General features: G+C 57.8%; 10 protein-coding genes and 1 pseudogene. 8 read left to right on the top strand and 3 right to left on the bottom strand.

What is annotated here, in order from left to right; genetic code table 11:
* Positions 1 to 7 precede the first annotated feature (7 nt).
* The 3 genes from sctV to I6F33_RS25685 all read left to right on the top strand — a co-directional run bounded on the left by sctV (position 8) and on the right by I6F33_RS25685 (position 3464).
* Positions 8 to 2125 (top strand): type III secretion system export apparatus subunit SctV, encoded by a 2118-nt coding sequence (gene sctV, locus I6F33_RS25695; RefSeq protein ID WP_225144502.1) that lies wholly within the window; start codon positions 8 to 10, stop codon positions 2123 to 2125.
* Positions 2126 to 2342: 217 nt separating this feature from the next.
* On the top strand, positions 2343 to 2732 hold the full coding sequence (locus tag I6F33_RS25690; protein ID WP_225144501.1) for a tetratricopeptide repeat protein: 390 nt from the start codon (positions 2343 to 2345) through the stop codon (positions 2730 to 2732).
* A gap of 561 nt (positions 2733 to 3293) precedes the next feature.
* Positions 3294 to 3464: a hypothetical protein gene (locus I6F33_RS25685; RefSeq protein WP_225144500.1), complete on the top strand. Its 171-nt coding sequence runs from the start codon at positions 3294 to 3296 to the stop codon at positions 3462 to 3464.
* Positions 3465 to 3510: 46 nt separating this feature from the next.
* Here the strand turns inward: I6F33_RS25685 and I6F33_RS25680 are convergent, their stop codons facing one another.
* Complete coding sequence (locus tag I6F33_RS25680; protein ID WP_225144499.1) at positions 3511 to 3696, bottom strand: hypothetical protein; 186 nt, start codon at positions 3694 to 3696, stop codon at positions 3511 to 3513.
* Positions 3697 to 4853: 1157 nt separating this feature from the next.
* On the opposite strand from I6F33_RS25680, the gene I6F33_RS25675 reads away from it, so the two are divergent.
* From I6F33_RS25675 to I6F33_RS25665, 3 genes and pseudogenes are all read left to right on the top strand, one after another.
* A complete protein-coding gene (locus tag I6F33_RS25675; protein ID WP_092302639.1) occupies positions 4854 to 5603 on the top strand; it encodes a hypothetical protein in 750 nt (249 codons plus the stop codon).
* A gap of 59 nt (positions 5604 to 5662) precedes the next feature.
* Complete coding sequence (locus I6F33_RS25670; RefSeq protein WP_225129530.1) at positions 5663 to 6382, top strand: hypothetical protein; 720 nt, start codon at positions 5663 to 5665, stop codon at positions 6380 to 6382.
* 404 nt (positions 6383 to 6786) lie between these two features.
* A pseudogene (locus I6F33_RS25665) lies at positions 6787 to 8049 on the top strand (IS5 family transposase); the annotation flags it as partial.
* Positions 8050 to 8140: 91 nt separating this feature from the next.
* Here the strand turns inward: I6F33_RS25665 and I6F33_RS25660 are convergent.
* Both I6F33_RS25660 and I6F33_RS25655 read right to left on the bottom strand, forming a co-directional pair.
* Positions 8141 to 9823 carry an NEL-type E3 ubiquitin ligase domain-containing protein gene (locus I6F33_RS25660; RefSeq protein WP_225144498.1) on the bottom strand — a complete coding sequence of 561 codons (1683 nt, stop codon included), beginning with the start codon at positions 9821 to 9823 and terminating at the stop codon, positions 8141 to 8143.
* An 816-nt stretch (positions 9824 to 10639) separates the two neighbouring features.
* Positions 10640 to 10885 carry a hypothetical protein gene (locus tag I6F33_RS25655; protein WP_225129534.1) on the bottom strand — a complete coding sequence of 82 codons (246 nt, stop codon included), beginning with the start codon at positions 10883 to 10885 and terminating at the stop codon, positions 10640 to 10642.
* Between the two features lie 2601 nt (positions 10886 to 13486).
* On the opposite strand from I6F33_RS25655, the gene I6F33_RS25650 reads away from it, so the two are divergent.
* Positions 13487 to 14230 carry a hypothetical protein gene (locus I6F33_RS25650; RefSeq protein WP_225144497.1) on the top strand — a complete coding sequence of 248 codons (744 nt, stop codon included), beginning with the start codon at positions 13487 to 13489 and terminating at the stop codon, positions 14228 to 14230.
* A gap of 562 nt (positions 14231 to 14792) precedes the next feature.
* Positions 14793 to 15863 carry a cytochrome-c peroxidase gene (locus tag I6F33_RS25645; protein ID WP_225144496.1) on the top strand — a complete coding sequence of 357 codons (1071 nt, stop codon included), beginning with the start codon at positions 14793 to 14795 and terminating at the stop codon, positions 15861 to 15863.
* Positions 15864 to 16445 lie beyond the last annotated feature (582 nt).

Below are 16445 nucleotides of genomic sequence, written 5' to 3'. Positions count from 1 at the left end.
GCTTCTCATGGCCAACCTTCTACGAAATCTCATCACGCGCGCGCCGGCTCACCCGGATTTGATGGTCGCGTTGATGCTTCTTCTGGCGATCGGAATGATGATCATGCCGATCCCGATCGTCGTGATCGATATGCTGATCGGCTTCAATCTGGGGTTTGCCATATTGCTGTTGATGGTAGCCCTGTATCTCAACACGCCGCTCGACTTTTCGTCCCTGCCGGGCGTCATCCTGATCTCCACCGTCTTTCGTCTCGCTCTTACCGTTGCAACGACGCGACTGATCCTAGCCGAGGGCGATGCCGGCAGCATCATTCATACGTTCGGCGATTTCGTCATATCCGGCAACATCGCCGTCGGCATTGTCATATTCCTGATCGTGACCATGGTGCAGTTCATGGTTCTCGCCAAGGGCGCCGAACGGGTGGCGGAGGTATCGGCGCGCTTCACGCTCGATGCGCTGCCGGGCAAGCAGATGGCGATCGACGCGGAGCTGCGCAACGGCCATATCGATCAGCACGAAGCCCGCAGCCGGCGCGGCGCGCTGGAGCGAGAAAGCCAACTGCACGGCGCGATGGATGGCGCTATGAAATTCGTGAAGGGCGATGCCATAGCCGGACTAATAGTCATCTGCATCAACATGCTGGGTGGCATCACGATCGGATCGCTCTCCAAGGGCATGTCCCTCGAGGAGGCGATGCATCATTATACCATCCTGACGATCGGTGATGCGCTCATTTCGCAGATTCCGGCCCTGCTGCTGTCAATTACAGCCGCAACCATTGTCACTCGTGTCAACGGTCCTTCTAGACTCAATCTCGGCGCCGATATCGTCAAGCAACTTACGGCCAGCACACAAGCGCTACGCTTGGCCTCCTGTGTCTTGCTTGTGATGGGGTTCGTTCCTGGCTTCCCTTTGCCGCCCTTTGTCATACTGGCCGCGCTGTTCTCCGCCGCCAGCTTTCTCAAGGTTGGCGTGCAAGAGGGCAAGACCGCTCCCAAGGCCGGCGCCGGTCCCACCGGTTCGGCCGCCGCTTCCGCACAAGGTCAGAAGCAAACCGTGCCCGCGGAGGCACTTCCGATTACGCTGTTGCTAGCGCCGAGCCTGATGCAGGCAATCGACGTAGGGGAACTCGAGCAGTGCGTCGCACGGGTTTCGGCACTGGTTTCAGCTGATCTTGGCATCACAATTCCACGCATTCCCGCCCAAAGCGCACAGCACCTCGCCCAATCGCAATTCCGGGTGGATGTCGAAGGAGTGCCGGTGGAAGAGGGCGCCATTGACCCGACACAACTCTTACTTAACGACGACGTGGCGAACATTGAACTGAGCGGGATCCCCTTTTGGCAGGATCCAGACACGAATCGGATCTGGATCGAACAAGGCCACGCGCCCGCTCTCAAAGCTGCCGGAATAGGGCACCACCGTCCGAGCGAAATCATCGCCTTGCGCGTCCAGTCGACGTTGACACGCTATGCTCAGCGCCTGGTGGGCATTCAGGAAACGCGTCAGTTGCTTAGCCGGATGGAGCAGGAATATGCCGATCTGGTGAAGGAGGTGCTGCGCACGACACCGATCCCTCGCATCGCGGATGTGCTACGTCGCTTGCTGGACGAGGGCATCCCGATCCGGAACACCCGTTTGGTTCTGGAGGCGCTTGCAGAATGGAGCGAACGGGAGCAAAGTGCCGTATTGCTCACCGAATATGTGCGCTCCGTTCTGAAGCGGCAGATCTGTCACCGCTATGCCAACGCCCATCGTGTTGTGGCGGCCTTTATCGTCGAGCGTGAGACCGAGGATATCGTGCGAGGTGCGGTGCGCGAGACCGCTGTGGGTCCCTACCTCGTTTTGGAGGATCGGCAAAGCGAGATGCTACTTGCACAATTTCGCCAGATTCATTCGAGCATCGCGCGCAGTCAGAACCAGCCAGTTATTCTGGGCTCGATGGATATCCGCCGCTTCGTCCGCGGATTTCTCACCCGCAATGGAATAGACCTACCTGTTCTCTCGTATCAGGATCTCGCCTCGGATTTCACCGTCCAGCCGATTGGCTCCGTCAAACTTGCGCCTGGCAAGGACAAGACTCCTACAGGCGGGCATCGTGACCTCCTGCCTGCGGCCGGCTGACGAGCACAGGTGTGGGGTCGTGAGGTCGCTTATGAATTCATGTAAGATTAATGTTCTGCGGCGCTGGCGTAACTTTCGTCGCCATTCGTGCTCGGCCTTTCTCCCCATGCTTGCTATTGTGCTGCTCGCGGGTTGCGCTAACTCGCACACGTCGGGACTTTCACAGCAGCCGACGTCTACGGCAGAGCTGGTTGGGGCCAAGGAGGTCGATCCAGCTATGCGCGAGCGCATCTCACACGCCCTCGGTCGGGATGCTGACGAGAAGGCTTTGCGCGATGCGCTGAAGCAACGACCGGACAATGTCGATGCGGCAATTCCTCTTGCGCGGGCCCTACTGATGCGTGAAAGCCCTGATGAGGCGCTTGAGGTGCTCGACAACATGTTGCTTGCAGCACCCGGCGACCTGCGCGCACTGAATGCCAAAGGTGTTGTGCTCGATCACGAGGGCCGCCATCACGAGGCGCAAACGCTATACCGCCAAGCTCTGGCAATTGACCCAGAAAATCCGATGTTGAGCAACAATCTCAAGCTGTCGCTCGCCCTTGAAGGGACGACGCAGAACGGCCCACAACTGCAAGCGGATGGCCGGCACGCACCGCGCCGTTAGAGGTAGTCAACGAACAAGAGCGGATCGCAGCTGCTCGGTGCCTGTCTGTCAGCTTACCGATAGCTAGCCGATTATCAGCCGCCGTGGAGGCTCAAGACGTAAATATCCTGCGAAGCGACATCATTTCGTACAATGAAACCGACATGTAAACCAGGATCAGTAACCCAACCACACGCCAAGTGTATCCGCGACGGATGAATGAGATGACTCACGAACAATGGCTCGTACTGAACTGATGGCCAAACGTTTCCAGGACATAGTCTCTACTAAGAATTCGGCGCTATCGAATTCTTCCTCCGGGTCGATCTTCGATCGCAACCCCGCCGTACTCGCTCATTTCCAAGCCGCCAGTGGTTGATATCTCAAAGTCTTCAGTTTGCTGGATGAGATGAAAGCACCTCGACGATAGATCTCAGCGTCACTCACCGCTGGCCAACAACCCAGGCGATATCCTCCTGGAACGTCAGCTCCGGCTCAATGGCGACGAACCGCTCGTCCTCATCCAATCGTCCAGCGAAAGCTCGCGCAGCAGCGTTTGGTTTTGCTGAGGTAAGCGACTCGATGATGGCGCTTGATCCCGCCAAGCAGGGCAACGAGTGGAACAAGAAACAAAGATGCCAAATGCGCCAGCAGGCAGCTTGTATCTTTGCCGCAGCTGAAGACAGTAGCGCCAACGCCGACATGATTTCACGACGGCTGGCTTGCGCAACCGGCCACCGTTCTCCCTCGTGAACCTTACTTATTGTTCGATCGTAAATCTGCGAAGCGCCCGCTGCCGTTAACGAAAACATGCGGCCGAGGAACTAAAGTATCTCTCGAGCTCCGCGATCGCGCGTTCCTCCCATTCCACAGCTTGCACTAGTAATGAGTCCCGTTGGATTGGCCGAAATGCGGCGGACTGACGGCACAACGAAGCTATCGCGCGATAGCGGCGCACGTTTTCCATAACGGCCAGTCCGGTCATGTGTGGATCTCCTCCCCTGCTATCCCGGGCAAGAACTTGCTCGAAAACCGTTTTCGATCCGTTAGCGGTCGGAGTGGAAGGCGTGAATGGTTGGCAGAATCTTGTCGGCATGAGGGGGACCGATAATGAACGTCTTCCACAAGGCGCACATCCACCCGGCTCGGCAGTGCTCCATCCGGGCGCTTCTGCACCCCGTTGTCTCAGTTTATTGGTTGGATAGCGGAATGTAGAAATAGCTAACGGCAACGAAGCACGTTTCGGCTTGCAATCTCAATCAGATGACTGTGATCTGGCCTGTCTTTCGAATCCTCAGAAGTAATGAGTAATCCGTTTATTGGTGATTTGAAGGACGAAGAGGGCCGATGCTTTGTCGGCATCCCTTTGCCTCCATAAACAGCAAACGGCACGCAAGTGTGACTTCCTCCGTCTCATCGACGCTAGCGAGACTGAGCAGTTGTTTACCTCGCCGGTCGACAACCGAAATGCTGCTTAGAGACAGATCCTCTTAATCTCGCAACCCTAGGCGATCTACCAGGTCGTGTAGGTAATCGCACCTTCCGCGGCTCGGTTTACTTGATTTAGAGCGTTAGGCCATCTGACTGAATCGTCGGGGATTGAACGAAGCCGCTGGCGCGGCATGGTGAGAGTTCGGTCGTTCAGGGTCATCTCTCAGTGATTGACCAGCCACTTCGCTGTCTGCCGAAAAGACGACGATCTGATCCAGCATACCTTTGATGATCTGCCAAGTCATAGTTGGACCGCGTAGCACCGCCTCGATTGCGCTTCCACCGAGCTCGCAATCTGACGCTACGTAAGATTCGGCCGCTTCATGCCAATCATAGCAGCAGCGATAGATAGCCTATGGCAATATCGCCACGATCACCACAGGCAGCCGTTGATACTTGGTGACGCGCATTCCAGCCGTTTACAAACCTCACGTAGATCACCAGTACAAGTGATTTACTCTCCATTTTCGGCCTGCATCGTCGTTGCGATCCAAGGACGTCACTCGCTTGATGTTGAAAACGTTCATCGGTTGCAGAGCTCTCGCATCGAAGGTTCATTGCCCCTTCTTTCTGCCATGTTCGCACCCAAAGCAGAGACGCGCCGGTTGCGTACTTTGCGCGCCGCGATAGCGAGTGTCTCAGGAGATTTCCATGGTGAAGCCAGTTGTAATTGTGGTCGGTGCGGACAAGGGAGGTGTCGGCAAGACGACCGTATCACGAACGCTACTGGACTACTTCAGCGTCAACAACGTGCAAACACGCGCATTTGACACGGAGTCGCCGCGGGGAACGCTGAAGCGCTTTTATCCCGAGATCACCGAGATCGTCGACATGACGACGACGGCGGACCAGATGAAGATCTTCGATACCCTGAACTCAGGGCTGTCCGTCACTGTCATCGATGCTCGCGCAGGCTTACTGTCCTCTGCGCTGGCTTCCTTGCGCGACATCGGATTTCTGGACTCGGCGCGGTCTGGCCAGATAACATTCGCCGTGTTCCATATCCTGGGATCGTCCATCGCCTCGCTAGACGAGATCGCGGAAACCGCGACCTTTATGAGCGGCGCGAAGTACTACCTGGTCAAGAACTTCATCAACGACACTCAATTCTTCCAGTGGGATCAAGCGACATACAATTCCTATTTTCACCGCATCAAACATGCGACCGAGTTGGTCATACCGAAGCTTAACGAGATGGCCTATGAGCAGGTGGAAGTCGCATCCGTCCCATTCATAGACTTCGTCGCAAACAAGGGGCGGAACGATGAACCTGCGAACAACTCCTTCGTGCTGCGCGGCTATGTCCGGCACTGGCTGGCAAATGTCTGGAGCGAATTTGATCGCATCAACTTGACGGAATTGGCCGGCGCCAAGTCCGCCACCCGTGCCGGCGAGAAGTAATCGCATATTCGGCGAGCTCAGGTCGGGCCCACGTACGAAACGAAATTGATCTGCTGGCTATGTTAGCGACCCCAATCTACATTATCTGCTCTCCTAGCCCGCAGGTCGGTAAAACCCTCATCGCTCGGGCGATGAGCGAGTTCTTGCTGCTGAAAAACGGCACAGCGCTGTCGTTTGATGTCAACTTGAAAGAGCCATCGTTGCTCGACTACCTCCCCAACATCACGGAAACCGCGGATGTGATCGACACTTACGGCAAGATGCAGCTGATGGACCCTCTTATCATCCACGATCGGGTACCCAAGGTGATTGATCTCGGATTTCACGCCTTCGACGAATTCTTCAAGATGTGCGAGGAGATTGGCTTCATGAAGGAGACGGCGCGCTGCTATGTCGCCCCTATCATCCTCTACGTCGCGGGCGCAGACCGTATCTCCTTTCGCGGTTATGAAATGCTGCGCCGGCGAATTCCGCCGGCGTCGCTGGTCACCGTCCACAATGAATTCGTGCTGCGCGGCGGATTACCTGATCCGATGGATGGCGAGCGGGTGATTCGGATTCCCGCACTTCCGCTGTTCCTCAAGAGATATATAGACCGTCTTGGCTTTTCCTTCACGGGATATCTGCGCAACGAGAAGGACTGGTCCACCGAGCTGCATCAATGGATCCGACGGAATTACAGCATGTTTCGCGATCTGGACTTGAGTGTGATGCTGCGAGGGTCCTATCGATCGCGGGGGACGGATATCGATAGCCTACGTTTCACAAGGACCACTTGAGATTTCGGTCTGCTCGCCATCTATTCGTCCGGCCTATGAGTGGTCGTTGACCAATGACTTCTATGGCGTTCGCAACGCGAACGCATGAATTGCGGTATACGACTCTTCGCTTGGATCGCGCCCGCACGGACCGCGCGACCGGTAATTGACGTCAGCTCATTCGCCGGATGCCGCATGTAGACACGCCCGTCCTCGAAAGGATCGATGACTGTCTTGACCTTGTGAGCAGCTAGGCAGTCGTCCGTGAAGAGTGGCTAAGCGATTGAGCTAGAATCGCATTTGTCGTTGTGGACTGTTTTGCGTTTGCAGGGGTTTGATGCTTCGGGCGTCGGAACCTTGCAATTTCATTTTCAGGATTCCGTCGAATCGCCAACCATGATTCCGTCATCGCATCGGAGGTGGCGATGCGACCGAAGAAGCACAGGACGACGGGATCGTGCGATCTGTTCCGGGCCAGGCTGGACCAAATCATCAATATGAAGCACGAGCTGGTTCAGCTCGCCGGCAAGGTCGATTGGGACTGGATCGACGGCGAGATCGCGCCGCTCTATAGCGAGAATGGTCGGCCCGGGATCGCGAGCCGCTTCATGATCGGGCTGTTGCTGCTCAAGCACATTTACGGGCTGTCCGATGAGAGGGTGTGCGAGCGCTGGGTCCACGACCCATATTTCCAGTACTTTACCGGCGAAGAGTTCTTCCAGCACGCATTCCCGCACGAGCGCTCGGACCTGAGCCACTGGCGCAAGCGGCTCGGCGACAAGCTGGAGCTGTTGCTGGCCGAGAGCTTGCGGGTGGCACACGAGGCCGGCGCGTTGCGCAGCCAGGACCTCAAGCGGGTCACGGTCGATACCACCGTGCAGCCGAAGGCCATCACCTTCCCGACCGATGCCAAGCTGCTGCACGCGGCAATCAAGGGGCTCAACCGCCTGGCGAGGAAGCACGGGGTCAAGCTGCGGCAGTCCTATCTTCGCATTGCCAAGACCGCGGCGATGATTGCGGGACGCTACGGCCATGCCAAGCAATTCAAGCGGCATCAGCGGCAGTTGCGCATCCTGCGCAGCCGACTGGGCCGGATCATCCGCGATATCCGCCGCAAGATCGAAGGTCAGGCTGTGCTTGAGAACACGTTCGCCCTCCCGCTCAGCCGGGCCTCGCAGATCCGCTCGCAGCAGCAGCGCCAGCGCGGCTTCAAGCTTTATTCCTTCCACGCCCCGGAGGTGGAGTGCATCGGCAAGGGCAAAGCAGCCGCGCCTTACGAGTTCGGCGTCAAAGCCTCCATCGTCACCAACAACCGCCGTTCTCCCGGGGGCCTGTTCGTGCTGCACGCCAGGGCGCTACCCGATAACCCGTACGACGGTCACACCTTGCGGGACGTCATCGACCGCACCGAGACACTCACCGGCTGCGCGATCGAGCGGGCCTATGTCGACAAGGGATACCGCGGCCACGACGCACAAAATCCCCGACGGATCTTCATCTCCGGCCAGAAGCGCGGCGTCTTCGGTGTCATCAAGCGCGAGCTGCGCCGCCGCTCCGCCGTCGAACCCATCATCGGACACCTGAAGGCCGATGGTCACCTCGGCCGCTGCTACCTCAAAGGCCGCGCCGGCGATGCGGCTAACGTCATCCTCTCAGCCGTGGGCCACAACTTCCGCCGCATCCTCGCCTGACTCAGAGAACTCTTGTGCCTCATCCTGCTCCAGCTATGGCGCACGTTCGGTCGTCCCGCCGCGCTCAATTCGCCTTCTTAACAGACGACTAGGCAGATCGACGGGCCCTTGCGTCGGAGGGCGCTCTTAGCTCAATGCCGAGTTTCCCGAGCACCTGGTGCATGACCGCGCTTTTGATCTCGCGGGCGATCTCGTTGCGTATCTGGGCGCCGAGCACCCGCTCGGCATCGGCATCGCCTGTCAGACCATGCTCGGCCAGTCGCTCATCCAAGCGGGTTTGAAACTGTACGCCCATCGCGTCGACGAGGCGCTCCTGCATTTCAGCATAGTCTTCGGGTGCGATGCGCCTCACCACGCTTTCCCATGGTTGCCAGCGCGCTGCTAAATAGTTCGGAAATTCCGCGGCTTCCTGGTTCCGCACCGATGCCTCGGCCCTGGCCACATCGTCCTCGCTCACCTGAGAGACGTTCATGAAGCGCATGTCGGGAGCGATGTGCCGCAGCTCCAGCGCGTCCCGCAGCTGGGTCTGATAGGCAAGGTAGACCTCGATCTCATCGACTTCCGCGTCGGGATCGGCACGACGAAGCGAGTTGACCCTCTCGCGCGCGATTCCGTCCAGAGCTTCCAAGCGAAACATGACGCGGCCGTGCTGGAGCAGTTCGCCCAGTCGCCCATCATAGACGCCGTCCTCGACATCAGCGTTCAGGCGTGCAGTCTGCATGCCGTTCCAGGCCAAAGTAATGCGATCTTCGCAGCTCGCATTCGCTCCCGAAGCCAACTCGAAATACTCCTCGCGCAAATGCGGCCTGACGGCTGCCTGCCGCAAATCTTCGGCGACCGCTTGGCGGAACGCCTCGTTGCCATAGTTCACCGTGCCCCGGAGCCTGTCGAGGAAGCGTGCATAGTCCGCGGCCCCCGGTTCATGGGCGAAGTGCTGCCAAGTGGCCATTGCCGTGGGCTCGCCCTCGAGCCAGTCCGCGGCAACCTCTTGCAGGGACCGCGGCTGAACTTCCACCGGTCCATCCGCGGTTGAGAAGAAAACCTGAGGGCCGGCATAGTCTTCGGCATGCATGGCCGTTGCCAAGCCGGCCTGCACCCGCTCGGCAAGCGGATTATTCTCCAGATCAACGCTCGAGTCACTGCTTAGCTGCGTCAGCAGGGTCTCGGGTACGTTGGTCAGATAGTTGTTGCTGGCGCCGAGCCATATCAGCTGGGGCGGGACCGTCTCAGGCAGGCTGGTCAGCCGGTTGTGGCTCGCGCTGAGCCATTCGAGCTCGGCGGGAAGAGGTTCGGGCAGGTCCGTCAGCTGATTGTACTCGACGTTCAGACGCTGGAGCCCTGCTGGAAGCCCGGGCAGTTGGGTCAGGCGGTTACCGCGGGCGTCCAACTCCTGAAGCGTTGCTGGTAGGCGTTCGGGCAGGCTGTTGAGCTGATTGTCATCGACATTCAGGCGGCGCACCCCGGCCAGAATGGGCGCAGACAAGGCGGTCAGGGACAGTGACGACAGATCTAGCAGCTCGTTGATATCACCCGCGCGCCGCCAAGCCCTCGTTCGACTGACCGCCTGTTGCCGATCCTCATTTTGCCCCTGCCCGTCTTCGGCAGCCCAATCCGTCAACACCTCCTCCTGCCAGGCAGTGGCCTCGGCAGCGGACGCCTGCACGTCCGTCAAGGCCTCTCCCCATTGCGATGCGCCCGCAGAGCCCAGTTCGGAGCTTTCCGAATTGGAAGTTGCGGAAGGAGTACCAGGGCCGAGCTGTTCTGCATTCATCGATGTCGTCCTTTCGGTAGCAAAAATTAAGCGAACTCGCCGGGGCGGCGCATCTTCCGGTAATCCCCAACCATGGATGGCGCTCCACCGGCTAACCGCAATGAGCTGCGATCACAGAGGGGGGCCGTCACGCACGACTGGCGCGAATACGCTGCTGCGAGTGCCACCGAGGAACTGCAGACGGTGCAGCGAACCCGGGCGAAGTCTCGCCTCCTGGATCGGTTGATGTTGAGGTCCACCCTGGTCTCGCCTGCCAGATCTGTGCCCATTGAGCCGGGCCTGCAAGCGAGTAGCGACGTTCATGATACGAGAGCTAGCTGTCGATAAGCTGACGGACCGCGGAGCGACAAAATGGCGAATGGTCCCCATCAATTTCTCAACCTTAGGCTCAGCGCCCCGCAGGCGAATGAATTCGAGCTGGGCCGACTGATGCCGGGCGCCGGCACGCCGGCAGCGGCGCGCTTGCGCCGGCAACTTTGCTGTCGCTTGCGGCGAGGCGGCCCCACTTCTCCCCGCGTTCAAACGCTTGTGTTATAGCTGAGCTTAAAAGCTTGCAGCCCATCGCGCCTAACGCCGCTCGCCCTTGGCTACGAGACCCGCGCGCACTCAAATGTTAACAACACGGGCTCGTTAAATTCTCCGATGACGAGTTCCTCGCGTTTTTGACATCGGCCACGTGAACCGGCCATCCCCCTCGGCTTACCGTCGCAGACCTCGACAGGCAAGCGCCCATGAGACGCTCTTGATCCGTGCACGTTCGACTGAATGACCGGACAGCTGTATCTGCACTGATGCGACAGAGTTTATATGTCAAGCTCAGTGTAATCGAGCGGCGCCGCGATCAATGAACTTGAGCATCGACTGAGACTTGTTGATCTCGCATGAAACTCGTTTCAGTATACGTATTGCTATCTCCTCGGTCGCAATCAGCCCCACTCTCTCGCAGGCTACCCCAAAATGATGCATCACCTGCTCCTCGGAGGGTGCGATACGATTCTGCAACACGCTGGTCGTCAATGACGAGAGCATGTGCTCGACGACGTCATTCTCCGCCTGGCTCAAGACCTAGTCCTTCTGATTTTTTGTTCAGTTCCTTTGGCGACCACATCGCATAGAGTGTCGCTGCGACGGACAGTCGTCTTCAACATCGCAGCTTCATGCCCGTTGAACTCTGCTTTCGAGAGATGGTCGTTTACCTCACCTGCTCGGACCGCTTATCCTCAGCACACGCGCACGGCTTCAGATTGCGTGAGTTGCACGATTCTGATAGCTCCACAGCGGCATTCCGCTCTTTTGGAGTGTGCCGACCGAATGATGGTACAAATATGGAAGGGGCCCTAATTCCGACCTTCCCAATCAGAACGCCGTCAAGATGCGACACTCGAGAAGCTATTCTCTGGCAAACGTCCTGGCCGGCCTGGCCTCCGGCCTTTCGGCTCAACGCATTGCATGTCGTGGCGTAGCCCACGATCTTCCGACGCGGATGCTTTCCTCGAAACTCGGCAGAAATCTAGATTGAAACTCAACCGCCGCCCCTTTCCGGAACATCGAAAGGTCGACGGTGCGCAGTTGCTTGTTGCGCGTGACCACCACTGTTGAGCATTTAACGATGTCGCCGGCGCAATCGATTTCGCCTAGCGCCCTCGTGAGGGTGGTTTGAAAGGACATAAGGCCTTCCGAGCTTTCACCGCAGCGTTCTGCGCGGCATCAGTGCTGCGGGTCATCCTCTGGCCGGAGTGACCGGCTATTCCGTTGGAGTATCTGCTTGCGAGCGCGGGCTGTTTAGCCAGCGCGCTTTCGCTGTTGCGTTAAAAGCGCCTACGGCTGTGGTCAACCATATTCTGCTGCCTGCATCATTCCATCATTGCGATCTGGCGACTCCAACTGATCAGTGTAGGGGCAATGGCTGGCCCGGCGCCCCGTGTGACCACGGAAATGGCTTTCCTGGCCATCGCCCGCAAAACGAGAAAACTAGCAATCAGCAGGCCGTCCTCTCGGTCTCCATTTGCGTTGCGCCGTCAACGGATCAGCAAGCGTACAACCTGTCGCAACGTGAGATTCAAGCTAATAAATCGGTCTTCTGAGGCGTGCACAGCGGATGTCGATAGCGATGATTGTCTGTGGAATGCTCATTTGGCTCGACACTGCGTCCAGCCGACATTTTACCTTGGATAACCAAGATCCAATCCCGGCGCGTGCGTTTCTTTGATTGGCTGGCGCGCGCCGTGGATCGCAGTCAGCCTGGCTCGCCTTCCTCAAAATCGCACCCCCGTGGCTTTCCCATTATGTTGATGAGGTCCACCTCGGCCCATCGATGATTTATCGGGTAAGCGACTGCGAATGGCCGTAGCAGCGCGGGACCGACCACCATCGGAGCTCGCAATGAAGCCGCCATCGCCTTATGCCGCTTGGGCCGCTAGAGGTCGACATCGCTACGTTCGGGGTCGCGAGCTGCTGGCCTAAGTCAGGTCGCGCCCAGCGCCTGAACAGGCAACAAAGCCGTCAAACGCTTGCATATTCCGCTGCCATCGACCATGGGGACATGCGTTGTGTGTTACCAGCTCCTGCTTGAGCCGTCTGCGTGGCGGGCATGGGCTTAACTGCTCTCCGGTGTTGGCGCACCAATCAATGAGCGCTGGAATTGTGCAAGGCACACGACCGCGGCGCCGTGAAAACGCGAGGATCTGCCGCGATTTCTCGTCACACGCGCGGTGTAGGGTGATATTGATTGATAGAGTGGCATACATCCAACTGCTCGCCGCCTACCGCGAAGAACAGGCGGGAGGTCGCAAGTTCTCGGATCAACTATTCGGCAGGAATGCGGAGCCAAGGAATGGCCGCTCGGTGACGATAGATATGCTTGATACCCCAGGGACGAAGTGAACTAGATCTGTGATGACTTCAATTGATGATACATTAAGTGAGATCAGATGGCTGCGGAACGAAATCTGGCGCTGCCGTCGATTCCTTAAAAGGGACCTACCTGACGCAGAGCGCAAGGCCGTTGAGAGGCGTCTGCTTGAACAGCTTTCTGCCTTTGAACGGCTCTTGTCGACGTCGTTTCCTTTGACCTTGAGCCCTAAAGTGTATTCGGCCAAGAGCACCACGATCGGACGAAGCGACTCCCCTGAAGCGCCCATCGAGAACGCCGCAATGGCATCAAGCGGTTCCTTCGGGAAGTCGATGGGCGGCTAAGAGGCTTCCTAGCTGTATCTGTACCTTGAGCCCGCCAGTCAAGACCAGGCTAATTCCCAGCTGAGAAATCTGAGGAAGACCGCTATTGAAGAAACATCCAACGCCAGGATACCGGCGATCTTTTGCCAGTTGTAGCCGATTTAGCCAGCTGCCGGAAAATACTTGGTTGCCGGGCACAACGCCATACCATGATGAGCAGCACGGATTTCTGCAAATGTCCGGCCGCAACCACTACAGTTTACGCAGATTCCCCTTCCGACCAGTTAGGCCGATGGCAATCTCACGACGGCCTCAAAGTCAGCGAATGGCAGCAGCTCAGAATAAAGCGCAACTGCTGCAGTACGAAATCGAAGTTCGGAGCGCATTACAACCTCGTAACACGCGTGGGCGCACATCGATCGTTGATCGAGGCGAATCGATTCACAGAGCTCAGTGCCCCTGATAAATGAACTGCGGCTCGGCAGGCTGATGCTTCAGCCCGATCGACTTTCGGCCACCAAGCGGGCCAAACTCCGGCTCCCGTCAGTCTGGAACACCTCACTGTCGCTCGATTTCTGCGACTGCCGCTCGGACGCCTCACTCTCGATGGAGGACGACCGGAAGCCTGTTGAGACGCCGTCTCGGTCGGTCGTTTCTCTCCGCCGCGATTGGCATCCTGCGGCGGCATTCTCCGCGCAAGTTCTTGAAATTGTCCCTAAGACAAAACATGGCCACGTCCGCATCGCCACGCCCTGTAAAGCGGTTACAGAAGCGCATCACGTCCGGTCTGCAGGAGGTCAAGACTTCCTCGGCCCGCCGATCTCGCGCGCGAGCGTAGCCTGTGCACCACGCCGCTGCGATCGCGATCACGATCGCAATGAGGGCCGCTGCACAGCGATGCGCATTGGGAATCCAGCTCATTCGTCGCTCATGACCCACCAAATCTGTCTTAAGCCGCATATCGGTAACTATTACTCTTTCCTCAATCTGTTTACCGGCGCCTCGGCAGCCATGGTCGCGCTGTTGCGGGGCAGCCGCAATGATTACGGCCTCCCGAATCATCGTCCCGCCACGAATAACACGCTCGTTGCGAAGACACGGAGGTCCAACAGAGATCGGCTGTTTAGCATGTGCGGCGATGCTGGCTCCCAATATGGCGTTCTGCCTTCGCAAGGCCTACAACCTGACGCTACGGTCGATTCAAGCACTTTGAGCGTCGTCCGGCATGTGTGAATCGCTCTGAGACGGGCATGCCCTCATTGGGCGCAGCAGGACGAACTCCCGACAACTGCGCGCCGGACCGGCTGCCTCCGGGGTAGGAACGTTACCGATGCTGGTGGATGACGCTTAGCTTAGTGAAGCGGTTGAAGCCGCAAAGGGCACGCATCGAGACGATCAGTAACAAACTGCGTCGACGCAGCTCCTTTTGTTCGCGATCCGATTTGCAGAGTCAAAAGAGTTCGGTAGATGGGTTTTCCGAGAAGCACAGAGGTTTGGACCGACAGGCCAGGATACCTTGCCTGGATGGTGATTGTCGCAACTGCCACGTACCATCGATGACAGCCTCATGCGGCCTGCTGCTATTCACGGTGCGCAATTGCTTGAAACCGGCTCAGCAGCTTCGACCTTGAGCCCCGCTGGCACACCGGTTGCTAGTAACACCGGCAGAACGTCAGCCTTGGTGCGGCCTAGCCGGAACACGGAAGACACCATTCGACGTTGACTGCTACAGGTCTTTCTGGGACCGAGGGCTATGTTCGCGAATCCACGATCTAGGAGAAAAGCGAGACTTCACATGAGGAGATTAGCGGTACGCGAGTTTTCCAGGGTCGGCAGGTTAAGTGTTATGGCCTCAGCCATTCTGGTTTCGCCAGCAGCAGGCGCCAATGAGGATTTGATGAGCGCCGCCAAGCGCATTTTCAAGCCGATTCCCTCAACCGTTCCAGCGGTGAAGGACAATCCTATCACCCATGAAAAGGTCACACTTGGCAAATCCTTGTTTTTCGATCCGAGGCTATCGGCGAGCGGGGTTATTAGCTGCAACACGTGTCATAACCTTGGGACGGGCGGGGTAGATGCCGGCCCGACGTCGATTGGTCATCGCTGGCAGCTGGGGTCACGTCGTGCGCCAACAGTCTATAACGCAGTCTTCAACGTGGCGCAGTTCTGGGATGGACGCGCGGCGGATCTTAAGGCGCAGGCCGCGGGCCCTGTCCAGGCCAGCATCGAAATGAATACGACGCCCGATCGCGTGCTCAGAACATTGAATTCAATGACCGATTATGTCGCTATGTTCAGCAAGGCTTTTCCCAACGATGCGACGCCAATTACGTTTGAAAATTTCGCCAAGGCCATCGAGGCTTTCGAGGCGACCTTGATTACTCCCGCCGCCCCATTCGATCAGTACCTCGAGGGCGATGAATATGCTCTCACTGATCAGCAGAAAGCTGGGCTAAAGCTATTCATCGCAAAGGGATGCTCCTCTTGCCACAACGGAATCAACGTCGGTGGACAAGAATACTTCCCGTTCGGCATGATTGAAAAGCCCGCCGAAAGGCTGCTTCCGAGGGCGGACAAGGGTCGCTTTGCCATCACCAAGGATCTCGGGGACGAGTATGTTTTCCGCTCGGCGCCGTTGCGGAACGTCGCGTTGCGCCCTCCTTACTTCCATTCTGGTCAGGTTTGGAGTCTTAAGCAAGCGGTTGGCGTGATGAGTGAGGTTCAGCTTGGCGCAAAGCTCAGTGACGAAGAATCTGACGAGATTGTAGCGTTTCTGAATTCGCTCACCGGGCAGCTGCCAAAGATCGATTACCCGATGCTGCCAACGCGGACCATTGCAACCCCAAAACCTTGCCTAGACAAATAAGCCTTCACGATAGCGACACGCTGCGTTGTGATTAGCGAGGAAGATACCGCTGCCGCAGCGAAATCAGGCGATATCGCGGTCCAAGCTGGAGCATTTAGCAGGCTGCAATTGCGAGCCTCGAGTCCCAACGGTTCGTCGCTGACGCAAGAATTCCTTCGGAGCCTGTAAAAGTATCCAACTTGGGCAGCTCAATCCTGGGTCACCTCGCGTTGCAACAAAGGCCCGCGCGCCTGAGATGCGCCCGCGACCGGTGCGGCCAGGAAGACGTTCTCCCGTAGCTCGCGGGCACAGCATCTCATCTCACATCAGCCCTTTTTTTCCAAGCGCCCCGCTGCCGACTTTCACCTCCGCGCACACCGGAAGGTGCGCCAAATCGGATGACATGGACTTGTGCATCATTGACGAGTTTTACGGCCGCATGTTCGCCAAAGCACCATCTCCAATGCAAGAGGCGATCGATCATCCTCAGCTTCCACTTCGTAGCTCCTGCATGTGCGGTTGGTGACGCGAGCGTCCAAAGCCCTACAATGACATGCGGCGATTTACGCCGAGTGGAGCCCGATACAAAGCCTCCTTCACCGC

This window comes from Bradyrhizobium sp. BRP20 (genome assembly GCF_020194215.1).
GTDB classification, from domain to species: Bacteria; Pseudomonadota; Alphaproteobacteria; order Rhizobiales; family Xanthobacteraceae; genus Bradyrhizobium; species Bradyrhizobium yuanmingense.
This window is presented reverse-complemented; position numbering and strand designations above follow the sequence as displayed.

Coding starts and splice junctions, on each gene's coding strand:
- I6F33_RS25660 (WP_225144498.1), bottom strand. CDS start 9,823: ATGAATGCAGAACAGCTCGGCCCTGGTACTCCTTCCGCAACTTCCAAT.
- I6F33_RS25680 (WP_225144499.1), bottom strand. CDS start 3,696: ATGACCGGACTGGCCGTTATGGAAAACGTGCGCCGCTATCGCGCGATA.
- I6F33_RS25675 (WP_092302639.1), top strand. CDS start 4,854: ATGGTGAAGCCAGTTGTAATTGTGGTCGGTGCGGACAAGGGAGGTGTC.
- I6F33_RS25685 (WP_225144500.1), top strand. CDS start 3,294: ATGATGGCGCTTGATCCCGCCAAGCAGGGCAACGAGTGGAACAAGAAA.
- sctV (WP_225144502.1), top strand. CDS start 8: ATGGCCAACCTTCTACGAAATCTCATCACGCGCGCGCCGGCTCACCCG.
- I6F33_RS25690 (WP_225144501.1), top strand. CDS start 2,343: ATGCGCGAGCGCATCTCACACGCCCTCGGTCGGGATGCTGACGAGAAG.
- I6F33_RS25670 (WP_225129530.1), top strand. CDS start 5,663: ATGTTAGCGACCCCAATCTACATTATCTGCTCTCCTAGCCCGCAGGTC.
- I6F33_RS25645 (WP_225144496.1), top strand. CDS start 14,793: ATGAGGAGATTAGCGGTACGCGAGTTTTCCAGGGTCGGCAGGTTAAGT.
- I6F33_RS25650 (WP_225144497.1), top strand. CDS start 13,487: ATGCTTCAGCCCGATCGACTTTCGGCCACCAAGCGGGCCAAACTCCGG.